Here is a 15890-nt window from a genome sequence, read left to right as displayed (position 1 = left end):
TTATTCCCTTAATCCATGAAGCCTTGAAGCTTCAACTCAATGGAGCGAGGGTTTTCACCTTCGGCGATCGACAGAATGCCTTCCAGCAACATTTCGCGATAACGCGACTGACGCAATGCGATGGATTTGAGTTTGGCGGCAATCGGCAGCAGCACCAGGTTGGCGCTGGCCACACCGTAGATGGTGGCAACGAAGGCCACGGCGATGCCGTTACCCAGTTGCGACGGATCGCCCAGGTTGCCCATGACGTGAATCAGGCCCATCACCGCGCCGATGATCCCGATGGTCGGCGCGTAGCCGCCCATGCTCTCGAAGACCTTGGCCGCCTCGATGTCGCGGCTTTCCTGGGTGTAGAAATCCACTTCCAGAATGCTGCGAATGGCTTCCGGCTCGGCACCATCGACCAGCAGTTGCAGGCCTTTGCGCGAGTAGCTGTCAGGTTCGGTATCGGCCACGCCTTCAAGACCCAGCAGGCCTTCCTTGCGAGCGGTCAGGCTCCAGTTGACGACGCGGTCGATACCGCCGGCCAGATCGACCCGAGGCGGAAACAGAATCCACGCCAGAATCTGCATGGCGCGCTTGAAGGCGCTCATCGGCGATTGCAGCAACGCCGCGCCGATGGTCCCGCCCAATACGATCAACGCCGCCGGGCCGTTGGCCAGGGCGCCCAGGTGACCGCCTTCCAGGTAGTTGCCGCCGATGATGGCGACAAAGGCCATGATGATGCCGATAAGGCTGAGAACGTCCATCAGATACAGGCCTCGACCAGGTGCTTGCCGATGTCGTCCAGGCTGTACACCGCGTCGGCGAGCTCGGCTTTGACGATGGCCATCGGCATACCGTAGATCACGCAACTGGCCTCATCCTGGGCCCAGATCGAACTGCCGCCCTGCTTGAGCAGACGCGCGCCTTCGCGACCGTCGGCGCCCATGCCGGTCAGCACCACCGCCAGAACTTTGTCACCGTAGGATTTGGCTGCCGAACCGAAGGTGATGTCCACGCACGGTTTGTAGTTCAGACGCTCGTCGCCCGGCAGGATTTTCACCGCGCCACGGCCGTCGATCATCATTTGCTTGCCGCCAGGGGCCAGCAACGCCAGGCCCGGACGCAGGATGTCACCATCCTCGGCTTCCTTGACGGTGATGCGGCACAACTTGTCCAGACGCTCGGCAAAAGCCTTGGTGAAGGCCGCCGGCATGTGCTGGATCAGCACGATTGGCGCCGGGAAACCGGCCGGCAACTGGGTCAGAACCCGCTGCAGGGCAACCGGGCCGCCGGTGGAGGTACCGATGGCGACCAGCTTGTAGGCCTTGCGCTTGGGCGCTGGCGATGCAGGCGCATGAGAGTGCGCAGGCGCAGGTGCCCGGCTCGGGATGGTCGAGGTGCGTGCAGGCGCGCTGCTGCCGTAGCTGCCAATGCTCGATGGCGCAGGCGAAGGCGAAGGCGCAGAGGTGGAGGTGTGCGAAGGAGCGGCCGCGGGCGCCGGCGCGCTGTAGCTGCTCAGGCGACGGTTACTGCGCGAGATGCTGTGGATCTTCTCGCACAGCAGTTGCTTGACCTTCTCGGGATTGCGCGAGATGTCTTCGAAATTCTTCGGCAGGAAGTCCACCGCACCGGCATCCAGCGCATCCAGGGTTACCCGGGCGCCTTCATGGGTCAGCGAGGAGAACATCAAGACCGGGGTCGGGCAGCGCTGCATGATGTGCCGCACCGCCGTGATGCCATCCATCATCGGCATCTCGTAGTCCATGGTGATCACGTCCGGCTTGAGGGCCAGCGCCTGATCGATCGCCTCCTTTCCGTTGGTCGCCGTACCGACGACCTGGATATTGGAATCCGCTGAAAGAATTTCCGAGACGCGGCGGCGGAAAAACCCCGAATCATCCACCACCAGGACTTTAACTGCCATAAACACTCCGTTAGGACGGAGCGAGGCTCAGTCGCCCCGCTCCACCAGAATCAAATACGCCGCGTGGCGTAACGCTTGAGCATGCTCGGTACATCGAGAATCAGCGCGATGCGACCGTCACCGGTGATGGTGGCGCCCGACATGCCCGGGGTTCCCTGGAGCATCTTGCCCAATGGCTTGATGACCACTTCTTCCTGGCCCACCAGTTGATCGACGACGAAGCCGATCCGCTGGGTGCCCACCGAAAGGATCACCACATGGCCTTCGCGCTGCTCTTCGTGAGCGGCGGAGCTGACCAGCCAGCGTTTGAGGTAGAACAATGGCAGCGCCTTGTCCCGCACGATCACCACTTCCTGGCCGTCCACCACGTTGGTGGTCGAGAGGTCCAGGTGGAAGATTTCGTTGACGTTCACCAGCGGGAACGCGAACGCCTGGTTGCCGAGCATGACCATCAGCGTCGGCATGATCGCCAGGGTCAGCGGCACCTTGATGACGATCTTCGATCCCTGGCCCTTGGCCGAGTAGATATTGATCGAGCCGTTGAGCTGGGAAATCTTGGTCTTCACCACGTCCATGCCCACACCGCGGCCGGACACGTCGGAGATCTCGGTCTTGGTCGAGAAGCCCGGGGCGAAAATCAGGTTGTAGCACTCGGTGTCGCTCAGGCGCTCGGCCGCATCCTTGTCCATCACGCCGCGTTTCACCGCGATGGAACGCAGGACGTTGGGGTCCATGCCCTTGCCGTCATCGGAGATCGACAACAGGATGTGGTCGCCTTCCTGCTCGGCAGCCAGGACCACCTTGCCGCCACGGGCCTTGCCCGAGGCTTCGCGTTCTTCCGGCGACTCGATGCCGTGGTCGACCGCGTTGCGCACCAAGTGCACCAGCGGGTCGGCCAGGGCCTCGACCAGGTTCTTGTCCAGGTCGGTGTCTTCGCCGACCAGTTCCAGGTTGATCTCTTTCTTGAGCTGGCGAGCCAGGTCGCGAACCAGTCGCGGGAAGCGCCCGAAGACCTTCTTGATCGGTTGCATCCGGGTCTTCATGACCGCGGTCTGCAGATCGGCGGTGACCACGTCGAGGTTCGACACGGCCTTGGACATGGCTTCGTCGCCGCTGTTGAGGCCCAGGCGCACCAGGCGGTTACGCACCAGCACCAGTTCGCCGACCATGTTCATGATCTCGTCCAGACGCGCGGTGTCGACCCGCACGGTGGTCTCGGCTTCGCTGGCCGGCTTTTCAGGCGGTGGCGAGGCCGGAGCACGGGCTGGCGCCGGTGCGGCAGCGGCGGCTGGTACAGGCGTTTCGGCTTTCGGCTCGGGCGCCTTGGCCGCAGGTTTTGGCGCTGGTGCCTTGGCCGCTGGCGTTGCTGCTGGTGTGCTGGCGCCAGTAGCGGTGCCGGCTTTCGCCGCCACGTCAGTGAATTTGCCCTTGCCGTGCAAATCGTCGAGCAGTGCTTCGAATTCGTGATCGGTGATCAGGTCGCTGCCGGCCGCCGCAGCGGTGGGGGCAGCAGGCGGCGTCGCCGAAGCGATGGCCGATTCCAGTGCTTCGACGGCGAAGTTGCCCTTGCCGTGCAGCTGGTCGAGCAGTGCTTCGAACTCGTCGTCGGTAATGTCGGAGCTGTCGCCTTCGGCTTTCGGCTCCTGAGGCGCGGCAGGCGTCGCTGGCAACGAATCGACGGCGAACTGGCCCTTGCCATGCAGCTGGTCGAGCAACGACTCGAACTCGGCATCGGTGATTTCGTCGCTGGCCGCGTCATCAGCGGCGGCAGCCGGGGCAGGCGCTGGAGCAGCCGTCGGTGCCTCGGCCTGCGCCTTGACGGCGTTGAGCGAGTCCAGCAGCTGTTCGAATTCACTGTCGGTGATGTCAGCCGATTCGCTTTCGGCCACAGGCTCTTCAACCACTTCGGCGACAGGCGCAGCAGCGACCTCGTCTGCGCTTTGCGGTTCGGCAAGGCGCGACAGGGCAGCGAGCAATTCGGGTGTGGCGGCCGTGATCGGGCTGCGGTCACGGACTTCGCCGAACATGCTGTTGACCGAGTCCAGTGCTTCGAGAACCACGTCCATCAGTTCCGAGTCGACGCGACGCTCACCCTTGCGCAGGATGTCGAACACGTTCTCGGCGATGTGACAGCACTCCACCAGCTCGTTGAGCTGAAGGAAGCCGGCGCCCCCTTTTACAGTGTGAAAACCGCGAAAAATTGCATTGAGCAGGTCCGCATCGTCCGGCCGGCTTTCCAGCTCGACCAGTTGCTCGGACAGTTGCTCTAGAATCTCGCCGGCCTCAACCAGGAAATCCTGAAGGATCTCTTCATCGGCGCCGAAGCTCATTAATGGTGTGCTCCTAACAGAACAGGTCTAAAAAAGAACCTAAAAACCAAGGCTGGATAACAAGTCGTCCACATCATCCTGACCGGATACAACGTCTTCTCTTTTATCGGCATGAATCTGCGGACCTTCACCCTGAGAGAGATGTTTTTGTGGATCTTTTTCTGCAAGCATCGCCGCACGGTCATGTTCGATACCCGCAAAGCGGTCTACCTGGCTGGCCATGAGTACGAGCTTGAGCAGGTTGCTTTCTACTTCGGTGACCAGTTGGGTCACACGCTTGATCACTTGACCTGTGAGGTCCTGGTAATCCTGAGCCAGCAGGATGTCGTTGAGATTGCTCGACACCGTGCGGCCGTCTTCGCTGCTGCGCGCCAGGAAAGCGTCGACGCGCCGCGCCAGCTCGCGGAACTCTTCAGCCCCGACTTCGCGGCGCATGAAACGTCCCCAGTCCGTGCTCAGCGCCTGGGCTTCTTCGCTCAGGCGGTTGACCACGGGCGTGGCGCTTTCCACCAGGTCCATGGTGCGGTTGGCCGCAGCTTCGGTCAGCTTGACCACATACCCCAGACGCTCGGTGGCGTCGGTGATCTGCGACACTTCCTCGGCCTGCGGCATGTGCGGGTCAATCTGGAAATTGACGATCGCGCTGTGCAGCTCGCGGGTGAGCTTGCCCACTTCCTGATACAGGCCGCGGTCACGGGTCTGATTGAGCTCATGGATCAATTGCACAGCATCGCCGAATCGGCCTTTTTCAAGGCTCGCGACCAGTTCGACGGCGTGTTTTTTCAGGGTCGATTCAAAATCGCCCTGCGAAGATTCGTTATGTCCCATAGCTTCCCCGTGACGCCGATCAACCGATGCGTTCGAAAATCTTCTCGATTTTTTCTTTCAGCGCCTGAGCGGTGAAGGGTTTGACGACATAGCCGTTGACGCCGGCCTGGGCCGCTTCGATGATCTGCTCGCGCTTGGCTTCGGCAGTCACCATCAGTACCGGCAGGTGCTTGAGTTTTTCATCGGCGCGCACGTGGCGCAGCAGATCGATACCGGTCATGCCGGGCATGTTCCAGTCAGTTACCAGAAAGTCGATGCTCCCGCTGTTGAGAACCGGAATGGCGGTAGTGCCATCGTCGGCCTCGACCGTGTTGGTGAACCCAAGGTCACGCAACAGGTTTTTAATGATCCGCCGCATCGTTGAGAAGTCATCAACGATGAGGATTTTCATGTTCTTGTCCAATTCGACCTCCAAGCAGACTTAAACGCGCCCAGCACCTGGACGCGCCATTTCAATCAATCTGGCAAACACTCGATGACTGTCGGGGATACAACGGATCGAGACCGGCGCGGTTCATCACCCCGCCAGCCAACTCGCAGTGCCCCCACACTGCCTTCAGCGCGCTCGCCACTCTCCCAAACGCCCCCGCAAACGGGCCGCGCACTGGCTGTGTAACTGGCTGACCCGAGACTCGCTGACTCCCAGGACCTCGCCGATTTCCTTGAGATTCAACTCTTCGTCGTAGTACAGCGCCAACACCAGTCGCTCACGCTCCGGCAAATTGGCAATCGCATCCGCCAGCGCCGCCTGGAAGCGTTCATCTTCCAGATCGCGTGACGGCTCGAGATGAGCACTGGCGCCATCCTCGTGCAGCCCTTCGTGTTCGCCGTCCTGCAACAGGTCGTCGAAACTGAATAAACGGCTACCCAGGGTGTCGTTCAGAATCGCGTAGTAATCGTCGAGACTCAACTGGAGTTCGGCCGCAACCTCGTGATCTTTAGCGTCACGTCCGGTTTTAGCTTCAATCGCGCGAATGGCATCGCTGACCATCCGGGTATTGCGATGGACCGAACGTGGCGCCCAGTCCCCTTTACGTACCTCGTCGAGCATGGCCCCGCGGATGCGGATGCCGGCGTAGGTTTCGAAACTCGCGCCCTTGCTGGCGTCGTATTTGGTCGAGACTTCGAGCAGGCCGATCATGCCGGCCTGGATCAGGTCTTCGACCTGCACACTGGCCGGCAGACGCGCCAGCAAGTGGTAGGCAATGCGTTTGACCAGTGGCGCGTAACGCTCGATCAGCTCGTACTGCGCGTCACGCGCCGACTTTTTGTAAAGGTTGTAACCACTGGCTGTCATAGCACGGGTCCTGCCGTTTGTTGCACGAGGCGCTCGACGAAAAACTCCAGATGGCCACGTGGGTTCGCAGGCAGCGGCCAGGTATCGACCTTCTGCGCGATGGCCTTGAACGCCAGCGAACACTTGGAACGCGGGAAAGCTTCGTAGACGGCGCGCTGTTTCTGCACGGCCTTGCGCACGCTTTCGTCGTACGGCACGGCGCCGACGTATTGCAGGGCGACGTCGAGGAAACGGTCGGTCACCTTGGTCAGCTTGGCGAACAGGTTGCGCCCTTCCTGCGGGCTCTGGGCCATGTTGGCCAGCACGCGGAAACGATTCATGCCGTAATCGCGGTTAAGCAGTTTGATCAGGGCGTAGGCGTCGGTGATGGAGGTTGGCTCGTCGCAGACCACCAGCAACACTTCCTGCGCGGCGCGCACAAAACTGACTACCGAGTCACCGATACCCGCAGCGGTGTCGATCACCAGCACATCGAGGTTGTCGCCAATGTCGCTGAAGGCCTGGATCAGGCCGGCGTGCTGGGCCGGGCTCAGATGAACCATGCTCTGGGTGCCGGACGCGGCCGGAACGATGCGGATGCCGCCAGGCCCCTGCAACAGGACGTCGCGCAGCTCGCAGCGGCCTTCGATCACGTCGGCCAGGGTGCGTTTGGGGGTCAGCCCCAGCAGAACGTCGACGTTCGCCAGCCCAAGGTCGGCGTCCAGCAGCATGACGCGACGGCCAAGCTCTGCCAAAGCCAGGGACAAGTTCACTGACACGTTAGTTTTCCCGACGCCACCTTTGCCGCCGGTCACCGCGATCACCTGTACGGGATGCATGCTGCCCATGTTATTTCTTTACCTTGTCTTGCATAGACGGAGGCCACATTACTGGCTGCGCGTTCACAACCGGAACAATGCGTGGCAGACCATCGATGTAGGTACAAAAACTATTCATTTTTACCTCAGCCTACCTGCTTGGTCGGGCTGTGGTAGATATCAGCGAACATGTCGGCCATGGCTTCTTCGCTGGGCTCTTCCTGCATTTGCACGCTGACGGCGCGACTGACCAGTTGATGACGGCGCGGCAGATGCAGATCATCCGGAATCCGCGGGCCATCGGTCAGGTAGGCCACCGGCAGTTCATGGCTGATGGCAAGGCTCAACACCTCGCCCAGACTGGCGGTTTCATCCAGTTTAGTCAGGATGCAGCCCGCCAGCCCGCAGCGCTTGTAACTGTGGTAGGCAGCCGTTAGAACCTGCTTCTGGCTGGTGGTTGCCAGAACCAGATAATTTTTCGACCGAATGCCGCGTCCGGCCAGGCTTTCAAGCTGCATGCGCAGCGCTGGATCGCTGGCCTGAAGGCCTGCGGTGTCGATCAGCACCACGCGCTTGCGCAGCAGTGGATCCAGTGCCTGCACCAGCGATTGACCCGGATCGACGTGGGTAACCGAGACGTTGAGAATCCGACCGAGGGTCTTCAATTGCTCCTGCGCACCAATACGGTAGCTGTCCATGCTCACCAGCGCGATGTTCTGCGCGCCGTATTTGAGTACGTAGCGGGCAGCCAGCTTGGCCAGGGTGGTGGTCTTGCCCATGCCGGCAGGGCCGACCATGGCAATCACCCCGCCCTCCTCCAGCGGCTCGATTTCCGGTGTGGCAATCATGCGCGCCAGATGCGCCAGCAACATGCGCCAGGCCTGACGGGGCTCTTCGATGTCGGTGATCATCGCCAGCAGGTCGCGAGACAGCGGACCGGACAGGCCGATACGCTGCAGGCGGCGCCACAGGTTGGCCTGATCGGGACGGCGGCCTTGCAGCTGGTTCCACGCCAGCGAACCCAGTTGCACTTCCAGCAGCTCGCGCAGGCCGTTGAGTTCCGAACGCATCGAGTCGAACGCGCGCTGGTCGATTGCCGGCGCCGCGGCAGGCGCTGGCGCCGGGCGACGTGGCTCGGCGTAGGTTGGCTCGATCAGCGGCTCGGCAGCGGTCAGCGGCAGGCCGGCGAACAATTGGCGATTGACCGCATTGTCGCTCTCGCCTTCGCTGCGCAGGCTCAATTCGGCCTGGGCGGTGACGATCCGCGACTGGGTCTTGCGCAGCTCGTCTTCGAGCTCCATGTTCGGAACCCGTGGAGCCAGCGCCGACAGCTTGTAATCCAGGGCAGCCGTCAGCTCGACACCGCCGGCGATCCGGCGGTTGCCAATAATGGCGGCCTCAGCGCCCAGCTCATCACGAACCAGCTTCATGGCCTGACGCATATCGGCGGCGAAAAAACGCTTAACTTGCATGAATCACTACCTCAGCCGTTGGGCCCTACTGTCGCAACGATGGTCACTTGCTTGTTGTCCGGAATTTCCTGGTAGGCCAATACATGGATGCCCGGTACTGCCAGCCGGCCAAAACGCGAGAGCATCGCGCGAACCGGACCGGCCACCAGCAGAATCACCGGTTGACCTTGCATCTCCTGACGCTGTGCTGCTTCGATCAGCGAACGTTGCAGCTTCTCAGCCATGCTTGGCTCCAGCAGAACGCCCTCTTCCGAGCCTTGTCCTGCCTTCTGCAGACTATTGAGCAAAATCTGTTCCAACCTTGGCTCCAGCGTGATGACTGGGAGCTCCGAGTCAGTCCCTACAATGCTTTGCACGATGGCGCGGGATACGCCGACGCGAACGGCGGCCACCAACGCGGCGGTATCTTGACTCTTGGAAGCGTTGTTCGCGATGGCTTCGGCGATGCTGCGGATGTCGCGCACCGGCACCTGTTCGGCCAGCAGCGCCTGCAGCACCTTGAGCAGTTGCGACAGCGACAGCACGCCCGGCACCAGTTCCTCGGCAAGCTTGGGCGAGTTTTTCGCCAGCAACTGCATCAACTGCTGAACTTCCTCATGGCCGATCAGCTCGCTGGAGTGCTTGTACAGAATCTGGTTCAAGTGGGTCGCGACCACCGTACTGGCATCCACCACCGTGTAGCCCAGCGATTGCGCTTGTGCGCGCTGACTGACTTCGATCCACACCGCCTCCAGGCCGAAAGCCGGATCTTTGGCGGTAATGCCATTGAGCGTACCGTAGACCTGACCGGGGTTGATCGCCAGCTCGCGATCCGGATAGATCTCCGCCTCGGCCAGAATCACCCCCATCAGGGTCAGGCGATAGGCACTGGGCGCCAGGTCGAGGTTGTCGCGGATGTGCACGGTCGGCATCAAAAAGCCCAGGTCCTGGGACAGCTTCTTGCGCACGCCCTTGATCCGCGCCAGCAACTGACCACCCTGATTGCGGTCCACCAGCGGAATCAGGCGGTAGCCCACTTCCAGGCCGATCATGTCGATCGGCGTCACGTCGTCCCAGCCCAGCTCCTTGGTTTCCTGGGCGCGGGCCGGCGATGGCAGCAGTTCCTGCTGACGCTTGACCTCTTCCAGCGCCTGGACCTTGACCATGTTCTGCTTGCGCCAGAACAGGTACGCGCCACCGGCCGCCAGGGCCGCCATGCTGAGGAATGAGAGGTGCGGCATGCCCGGCACCAGTCCCATCACCGCCATCAGACCAGCGGATACGGCCAGGGCCTTGGGCGATGCGAACATCTGCCGATTGATTTGCTTGCCCATGTCTTCCGAACCGGAAGCACGGGTCACCATGATCGCGGCAGCTGTAGATAACAACAGTGATGGCAATTGCGCCACCAAACCGTCACCGATGGTCAACAGCGCGTAAACCTTGCCGGCATCGGCGAAGGTCATGTTGTGCTGGAAGATACCGACCGCCATGCCGCCGATCAGGTTGATGAACAGAATCAGCAGGCCGGCGATGGCGTCACCGCGCACGAACTTGCTGGCACCGTCCATGGAACCGTAGAACTCGGCTTCCTGGGCGACTTCCGCACGACGGGCCTTGGCCTGGTTCTGATCGATGAGACCGGCGTTGAGGTCGGCGTCGATCGCCATCTGTTTGCCGGGCATCGCATCGAGGGTGAAACGCGCGCTCACCTCGGAAATACGCCCGGCACCCTTGGTCACCACGACGAAGTTGATGATCATCAGGATCGCGAAGACCACGATACCGACCACGTAGTTACCGCCGATCACCACCTCGCCGAAGGCCTGGATCACCTTACCGGCGGCGGCGTGACCGTCCTGGCCGTGGAGCATTACCACGCGGGTGGACGCCACGTTCAGCGCCAGTCGCAACAGGGTTGCCACCAGCAGAATGGTCGGGAACACCGCGAAGTCCAGCGGCCGCAGGGCGTACACGCAGACCAGCAGCACGACAATCGACAGGGCGATGTTGAAGGTGAAGAACACGTCCAGCAGGAACGGCGGCACCGGCAGCATCATCATCGCCAGCATGACCAGCAACAACAGCGGCACACCCAGATTGCCGCGACTGAGCTCTGCCATGTTGCTGCGGGCACTGCTGATTAATTGAGACCGATCCACCGAAATACCCCGTGACGTGAAGCAAACTTTTGACGCCGAAACAAGCGCACGGAGGTTAGTGCAAAAAGCTTTCCAACTTTTGCACGGACCGGGAATTGGGGGCTTTCAGGGGATTTTTTGTTGTTCGCAAATGTTTTTTCGCGGGCAAGCCTCGCTCCTACGGAATGCGATTACCTGCAGGAGCGAGGCTTGTCCGCGAAGAGTCCGGCATTACCAACTCAAAAATCAGGAATCGCGCCGCAAATCCGGCGGAATCGGCAAGTCATCCTTGAGCGGCTCCGGCCGCTTGCCCTTGCCCGCCTTGTACTGGCGAATCTGATAGACATACGCCAGCACCTGGGCCACCGCCAGGTACAGACCGCCGGGGATTTCCTGTTCCAGTTCGGTGGAGTAGTAGATCGACCGCGCCAGTGCCGGCGATTCCAGCAGGAGGACTTCGTTGGCAGCGGCGATTTCACGGATTTTCAGCGCCAGGAAGTCGCTGCCCTTGGCAATCAGCACCGGTGCGCCGCCTTTGTCCGCGTCGTATTTGAGCGCCACGGCGTAGTGGGTCGGGTTGGTGATGACCACGTCGGCCTGGGGCACCGCGGCCATCATCCGGCGCTGGGAGATTTCGCGCTGCACCTGGCGAATCCGTTGCTTGACCTCCGGCCGCCCTTCCTGGTCCTTGTGCTCGTCGCGCACCTCCTGCTTGGTCATCTTCAGTTTCTTGATGCTTTCCCACAGCTGGATCGGTACGTCGACGGCGGCGATGATGATCAGCCCGCAAGCCATCCACAGCGTGCTCCAGCCGACCACTTGCAGGCTGTGGGTGATCGCCCGGTCCAGCGGTTCGTGGGCGATGCGCAGCAGGTCGTCAATGTCTGACGACAGCACGATCAGAGCCACGAACAGAACGATGAAGAACTTCGCCAAAGCCTTCAGCAGCTCGGCCACGGACTTGGTGGAGAACATGCGCTTGAGACCTGCGCCGGGGTTCATGCGGCTGAACTTGGGCGCCATGGTGCCGGCGGAGAACAGCCAGCCACCCAGGGCAATCGGGCCGATCAGCGCGGCCAGCATCAGGGTTATCATCACCGGCTGAATCGCCAGCAAGGCAATTTTCCCGGAATGCAGCAGAAAGATGCCCATGGAGCGCTGATCCAGCACCACTTCCCGGGACAGGGAGAAATTCAGGCGCATCAGCTCCATCATTTCCTGGGCCAGCATGCCTCCGAAAATCAGCAATGCGCTGGCACCGGCGAGCATGATCGCCAGGGTGTTGAGCTCCTTGGAACGGGCGATCTCGCCCTTCTCACGGGCGTCCTTTTTCTTTTTCTCCGTGGGGTCTTCCGTTTTGTCTTCGTTATCACTCTCGGACATGGCTCAGCTCGCTCTCGCCAGTTCGCGTAAAAACTGCAGGGCCTCGGTGGCCAGCGGTTGATACTGATTGAGAATGTCCGCCAGCCCGACCCAGAGGATGAACATCCCCAGCACCAGGGTCAGCGGGAAACCGATGGAGAAAATGTTCAATTGCGGCGCCGCCCGGGTCATCACGCCAAACGCGATGTTGACCACCAGCAGCGCGGTGATCGCCGGCAGCACCAGCACCAGCGCCGCGCCGAGCACCCAGCCCAGCTTGCCGGCCAGCTCCCAGTAATGATTGGTCATCAGGCCGCTGCCCACCGGCAGCGTAGTGAAGCTCTCGGTGAGCACTTCGAACACCACCAGGTGGCCGTTCATCGCCAGGAACATCAGGGTCACCAGCATGGTGAAGAACTGCCCGATCACCGCCACCGACACCCCGTTGGTCGGGTCGACCATCGAGGCGAAGCCCATGCCCATCTGGATCGCGAGGATCTGCCCGGCGATCACGAACGCCTGAAAGAACAATTGCAGGGAGAAACCAAGGAGCGCGCCGATCAGGATCTGTTCGCCGATCAGCAGCCAGCCGCTCAGATCAAGCGCATTGACCGGCGGCATGGGCGGCAGGTTCGGCGCGAGGACCACGGTGATGGCCAGGGCGAAGTAGAGACGAATGCGCTTGGGCACCAGCGAAGTGCCGAACACCGGCATGACCATCAGCAAGGCGCCGATGCGGAACAGCGGCAACATGAAAGCCGCCACCCAGGTACTGATCTGGGTATCCGTCAGTTGCAGCAAGGAAGACATGGCTTAGCCGATGACCTGCGGAATGCTGTGATAGAGCTGCAGGATGTATTCCATGAAGGTCTGCACCAGCCACGGGCCGGCGACGATCAGGGTCACCAGCATCACCAGCAGACGCGGCAGGAAGCTCAGGGTCTGCTCGTTGATCTGGGTGGCGGCCTGGAACATCGCCACCACCAGGCCCACCAGCAGGCTCGGGATCACCAGCACCGCGACCATCAGCGTGGTCAGCCACAGGGCATCACGGAATATGTCGACGGCGACTTCAGGCGTCATGGCGATACACCCCCGAAACTGCTGGCCAGGGTACCGATGATCAGCGCCCAGCCGTCCACCAGCACGAACAGCATGATCTTGAACGGCAGGGAAATGATCAGCGGCGACAGCATCATCATACCCATGGCCATCAGCACACTGGCCACCACCAGGTCGATGATCAGGAACGGAATGAAGATCATGAAGCCGATCTGGAACGCGGTTTTGAGTTCAGAGGTCACGAACGCCGGCACCAGGATGGTCAGCGGCGCCTGATCGGGCGAGGCGATGTCGGTGCGCTTGGACAGGCGCATGAACAGCTCCAGATCGCTGGTGCGAGTCTGGGCGAGCATGAAGTCCTTGATCGGCACCTGGGCCTTGGCGATCGCGTCCTGGGCGGTCATCTTTTCCGCCAGGTACGGTTGCAGGGCGTCCTGGTTCACCCGGTCGAACACCGGGGCCATGATGAACAGGGTCAGGAACAGCGCCATGCCGGTGAGGATCTGGTTCGACGGCGTCTGCTGCAGGCCCAGGGCCTGACGCAGGATCGAGAAGACGATGATGATCCGGGTGAAGCTGGTCATCAGCATGACGAACGCCGGAATGAAACTCAGCGCGGTCATGATCAGCAGGATTTGCAGGCTGACCGAATATTCCTGGGCGCCCTGGGCATTGGTGCCCAGGGTGATTGCCGGAATCGACAACGGATCGGCGGCAAACGCCAGCGGCGCGGCCAGCATCAGGGCCAGCGTCAAGACGATGCGTAGCGCACCCATCACTTCTTATCCTTCTGATCCTTGCCCAACAGCTCCATCAGGCGCTGGGCAAACTCGGGGGTCGATTTTTCAGCGTTGCCCGGCACCTGCACCGGCTCCTTGAGCACGTGCAGCGCGGTGATGGTGCCGGGGCTCAGGCCGAGCAGAATCTGCTCGTTGCCCACCTGCACCAGCACCAGACGATCACGCGGGCCGAGCGCTCGGGTGCCGACGATGTCGATCACCTGCCCCTTGCCCGCAGGACCTGCCTGCTGAACCCGGCGCAACAGCCAGGCGAGGAAGAAAATCAACCCCACCACCAGCAGCAAGCCGAGCACCAGTTGCGTCAATTGCCCGGCAACCCCGCTGCTGGCCACAGGCGCGGCAGCGGTCGCGGCGGTCGGCTCGGCGGCCAGCGCACAGAACGGCAACATCAGCGCCGCCAGAACACCCAGGAGCTTTTTCACTCAGCGCAGCTTCTTGATACGTTCGCTTGGGCTGATCACGTCAGTCAGGCGGATGCCGAACTTCTCGTTGACCACTACCACTTCGCCGTGGGCGATGAGGGTGCCGTTGACCAGCACGTCCAGCGGCTCACCGGCCAGGCGATCCAGCTCGATCACCGAACCCTGGTTGAGTTGCAGCAGGTTGCGGATGTTGATGTCGGTGCTGCCCACTTCCATGGAGATCGACACCGGAATGTCGAGGATCACGTCCAGGTTCGGACCGTCCATGCTCACCGGCTCATTGTTTTTCGGCGCGCTGCCGAACTCTTCCATGGGCACGCGGTTGGAGCTGGAAATACCCGCATCGGCCGCCAGCAGCGCGTCGATGTCGGCCTGACCACCATCACCGGACTCTTCCAGGGCTGCAGCCCACTCGTCAGCCAGCGCCTGGTCGTTGTTCATATCGTCAGTCATCAATGTGTCCTCGGCAGGCCACCTTTCAAGGGGAAGCCGTCAGTTAAATACGAAGGTGTGATGCGCCTCAGCGACGCTCGATCGGCTCGATCACCTGCAACGCCAGGTTGCCTTTGTGCGAACCCATCTTGACCTTGAAGGCCGGCACGCCGTTGGCGCGCATGATCATGTCTTCAGGCATTTCCACCGGGATGATGTCCCCCGGCTGCATGTGCAGGATGTCGCGCAGTTTCAGCTGGCGACGGGCGACGGTCGCACCGATCGGCACGTCGACGTCCATGACGTCCTGGCGCAGGGCATTGACCCAGCGTTCGTCCTGATCGTCGAGATCGGACTGGAAGCCGGCGTCGAGCATTTCGCGCACCGGCTCGATCATCGAGTACGGCATGGTCACATGCAGGTCGCCGCCACCGCCATCGAGTTCGATGTGGAAGGTCGACACCACAATGGCCTCGCTCGGGCCGACGATGTTGGCCATGGCCGGGTTCACTTCCGAGTTGATGTACTCGAAGTTCACTTCCATGATCGCCTGCCAGGCTTCCTTCAGGTCGATGAAGGCCTGTTCGAGCACCATGCGCACCACACGCAGTTCGGTCGGGGTGAATTCACGCCCTTCGATCTTCGCGTGACGGCCGTCGCCGCCGAAGAAGTTGTCCACCAGTTTGAACACCAGCTTGGCGTCGAGGATGAACAGCGCGGTGCCACGCAGCGGCTTGATCTTGACCAGGTTGAGGCTGGTCGGCACGTACAGCGAGTGCACGTATTCGCCGAACTTCATCACCTGCACGCCACCGACCGCCACGTCCGCCGAACGGCGCAGCATGTTGAACATGCTGATGCGCGTGTAGCGGGCGAAACGCTCGTTGATCATTTCCAGGGTCGGCATGCGTCCGCGGACGATGCGATCCTGGCTGGTCAGGTCGTAGCTTTTGACGCTGCCGGGTTCGGCAACGGTATCGGTCTGTACCAGACCGTCGTCCACGCCATGCAACAGCGCGTCGATCTCATCCTGGGACAGGAGGTCCTGCACGGCCATGT

General features: G+C 61.5%; 16 protein-coding genes. All 16 read right to left on the bottom strand.

Going from position 1 to position 15890, the window contains the following annotated elements:
- Positions 1–8: 8 nt before the first annotated feature.
- The 16 genes from HNO86_RS10145 to fliM all read right to left on the bottom strand — a co-directional run bounded on the left by HNO86_RS10145 (position 9) and on the right by fliM (position 15888).
- Entirely contained in the window at positions 9–749 is a 741-nt protein-coding gene (locus HNO86_RS10145) for a flagellar motor protein (RefSeq protein ID WP_110964366.1), read from the bottom strand.
- Positions 749–1909 carry a chemotaxis response regulator protein-glutamate methylesterase gene (locus HNO86_RS10140; RefSeq protein WP_175376861.1) on the bottom strand — a complete coding sequence of 387 codons (1161 nt, stop codon included), beginning with the start codon at positions 1907–1909 and terminating at the stop codon, positions 749–751. The genes HNO86_RS10145 and HNO86_RS10140 overlap by 1 nt, the downstream gene beginning before the upstream one ends.
- A 50-nt stretch (positions 1910–1959) precedes the next feature.
- Positions 1960–4239 carry a chemotaxis protein CheA gene (locus HNO86_RS10135; protein ID WP_175376860.1) on the bottom strand — a complete coding sequence of 760 codons (2280 nt, stop codon included), beginning with the start codon at positions 4237–4239 and terminating at the stop codon, positions 1960–1962.
- Positions 4240–4278: 39 nt separating this feature from the next.
- The gene (locus HNO86_RS10130; RefSeq protein ID WP_175376859.1) at positions 4279–5067 is read right to left on the bottom strand and encodes a protein phosphatase CheZ; all 789 of its coding nucleotides are present in this window, start codon (positions 5065–5067) and stop codon (positions 4279–4281) included.
- Between the two features lie 19 nt (positions 5068–5086).
- Positions 5087–5458, bottom strand: coding sequence for a chemotaxis response regulator CheY (locus tag HNO86_RS10125; protein ID WP_003183998.1), 372 nt, complete (start codon positions 5456–5458; stop codon positions 5087–5089).
- Between the two features lie 165 nt (positions 5459–5623).
- The gene (gene fliA / locus HNO86_RS10120) at positions 5624–6364 is read right to left on the bottom strand and encodes an RNA polymerase sigma factor FliA (protein ID WP_077045792.1); all 741 of its coding nucleotides are present in this window, start codon (positions 6362–6364) and stop codon (positions 5624–5626) included.
- Positions 6361–7191 (bottom strand): flagellar synthesis regulator FleN, encoded by an 831-nt coding sequence (fleN, locus tag HNO86_RS10115; RefSeq protein ID WP_008001746.1) that lies wholly within the window; start codon positions 7189–7191, stop codon positions 6361–6363. The genes fliA and fleN overlap by 4 nt, the downstream gene beginning before the upstream one ends.
- A gap of 116 nt (positions 7192–7307) precedes the next feature.
- Positions 7308–8633, bottom strand: a complete 1326-nt coding sequence (gene flhF, locus HNO86_RS10110; protein WP_175376858.1) for a flagellar biosynthesis protein FlhF — start codon at positions 8631–8633, stop codon at positions 7308–7310.
- Positions 8634–8644: 11 nt separating this feature from the next.
- On the bottom strand, positions 8645–10774 hold the full coding sequence (flhA, locus tag HNO86_RS10105; RefSeq protein WP_175376857.1) for a flagellar biosynthesis protein FlhA: 2130 nt from the start codon (positions 10772–10774) through the stop codon (positions 8645–8647).
- Positions 10775–10999: 225 nt separating this feature from the next.
- Positions 11000–12136, bottom strand: coding sequence for a flagellar biosynthesis protein FlhB (gene flhB / locus HNO86_RS10100; protein ID WP_175376856.1), 1137 nt, complete (start codon positions 12134–12136; stop codon positions 11000–11002).
- 3 nt (positions 12137–12139) lie between these two features.
- A complete protein-coding gene (fliR, locus tag HNO86_RS10095) occupies positions 12140–12916 on the bottom strand; it encodes a flagellar biosynthetic protein FliR (protein ID WP_175376914.1) in 777 nt (258 codons plus the stop codon).
- A 12-nt stretch (positions 12917–12928) separates the two neighbouring features.
- Positions 12929–13198, bottom strand: coding sequence for a flagellar biosynthesis protein FliQ (fliQ, locus tag HNO86_RS10090; protein ID WP_175376855.1), 270 nt, complete (start codon positions 13196–13198; stop codon positions 12929–12931).
- The gene (gene fliP / locus HNO86_RS10085; RefSeq protein WP_175376854.1) at positions 13195–13953 is read right to left on the bottom strand and encodes a flagellar type III secretion system pore protein FliP; all 759 of its coding nucleotides are present in this window, start codon (positions 13951–13953) and stop codon (positions 13195–13197) included. The genes fliQ and fliP overlap by 4 nt, the downstream gene beginning before the upstream one ends.
- The gene (fliO, locus tag HNO86_RS10080) at positions 13953–14399 is read right to left on the bottom strand and encodes a flagellar biosynthetic protein FliO (RefSeq protein WP_175376853.1); all 447 of its coding nucleotides are present in this window, start codon (positions 14397–14399) and stop codon (positions 13953–13955) included. Before fliO ends, fliP begins: the two co-directional genes overlap by 1 nt.
- Positions 14400–14852, bottom strand: coding sequence for a flagellar motor switch protein FliN (gene fliN, locus HNO86_RS10075; RefSeq protein ID WP_175376852.1), 453 nt, complete (start codon positions 14850–14852; stop codon positions 14400–14402).
- A gap of 67 nt (positions 14853–14919) precedes the next feature.
- Positions 14920–15888 carry a flagellar motor switch protein FliM gene (fliM, locus tag HNO86_RS10070; protein WP_110964387.1) on the bottom strand — a complete coding sequence of 323 codons (969 nt, stop codon included), beginning with the start codon at positions 15886–15888 and terminating at the stop codon, positions 14920–14922.
- Positions 15889–15890 lie beyond the last annotated feature (2 nt).

Source organism: Pseudomonas sp. C1C7 (assembly GCF_013359595.1).
GTDB lineage: Bacteria > Pseudomonadota > Gammaproteobacteria > Pseudomonadales > Pseudomonadaceae > Aquipseudomonas.
The sequence above is the reverse complement of the archived record's forward strand: the minus strand, read 5'-3'. Positions and strand labels throughout refer to the sequence as shown.

Coding starts and splice junctions, on each gene's coding strand:
- HNO86_RS10145 (WP_110964366.1), bottom strand. CDS start 749: ATGGACGTTCTCAGCCTTATCGGCATCATCATGGCCTTTGTCGCCATC.
- HNO86_RS10140 (WP_175376861.1), bottom strand. CDS start 1,909: ATGGCAGTTAAAGTCCTGGTGGTGGATGATTCGGGGTTTTTCCGCCGC.
- HNO86_RS10135 (WP_175376860.1), bottom strand. CDS start 4,239: ATGAGCTTCGGCGCCGATGAAGAGATCCTTCAGGATTTCCTGGTTGAG.
- HNO86_RS10130 (WP_175376859.1), bottom strand. CDS start 5,067: ATGGGACATAACGAATCTTCGCAGGGCGATTTTGAATCGACCCTGAAA.
- HNO86_RS10125 (WP_003183998.1), bottom strand. CDS start 5,458: ATGAAAATCCTCATCGTTGATGACTTCTCAACGATGCGGCGGATCATT.
- fliA (WP_077045792.1), bottom strand. CDS start 6,364: ATGACAGCCAGTGGTTACAACCTTTACAAAAAGTCGGCGCGTGACGCG.
- fleN (WP_008001746.1), bottom strand. CDS start 7,191: ATGGGCAGCATGCATCCCGTACAGGTGATCGCGGTGACCGGCGGCAAA.
- flhF (WP_175376858.1), bottom strand. CDS start 8,633: ATGCAAGTTAAGCGTTTTTTCGCCGCCGATATGCGTCAGGCCATGAAG.
- flhB (WP_175376856.1), bottom strand. CDS start 12,136: ATGTCCGAGAGTGATAACGAAGACAAAACGGAAGACCCCACGGAGAAA.
- fliQ (WP_175376855.1), bottom strand. CDS start 13,198: ATGACGCCTGAAGTCGCCGTCGACATATTCCGTGATGCCCTGTGGCTG.
- fliP (WP_175376854.1), bottom strand. CDS start 13,953: ATGGGTGCGCTACGCATCGTCTTGACGCTGGCCCTGATGCTGGCCGCG.
- fliN (WP_175376852.1), bottom strand. CDS start 14,852: ATGACTGACGATATGAACAACGACCAGGCGCTGGCTGACGAGTGGGCT.
- fliM (WP_110964387.1), bottom strand. CDS start 15,888: ATGGCCGTGCAGGACCTCCTGTCCCAGGATGAGATCGACGCGCTGTTG.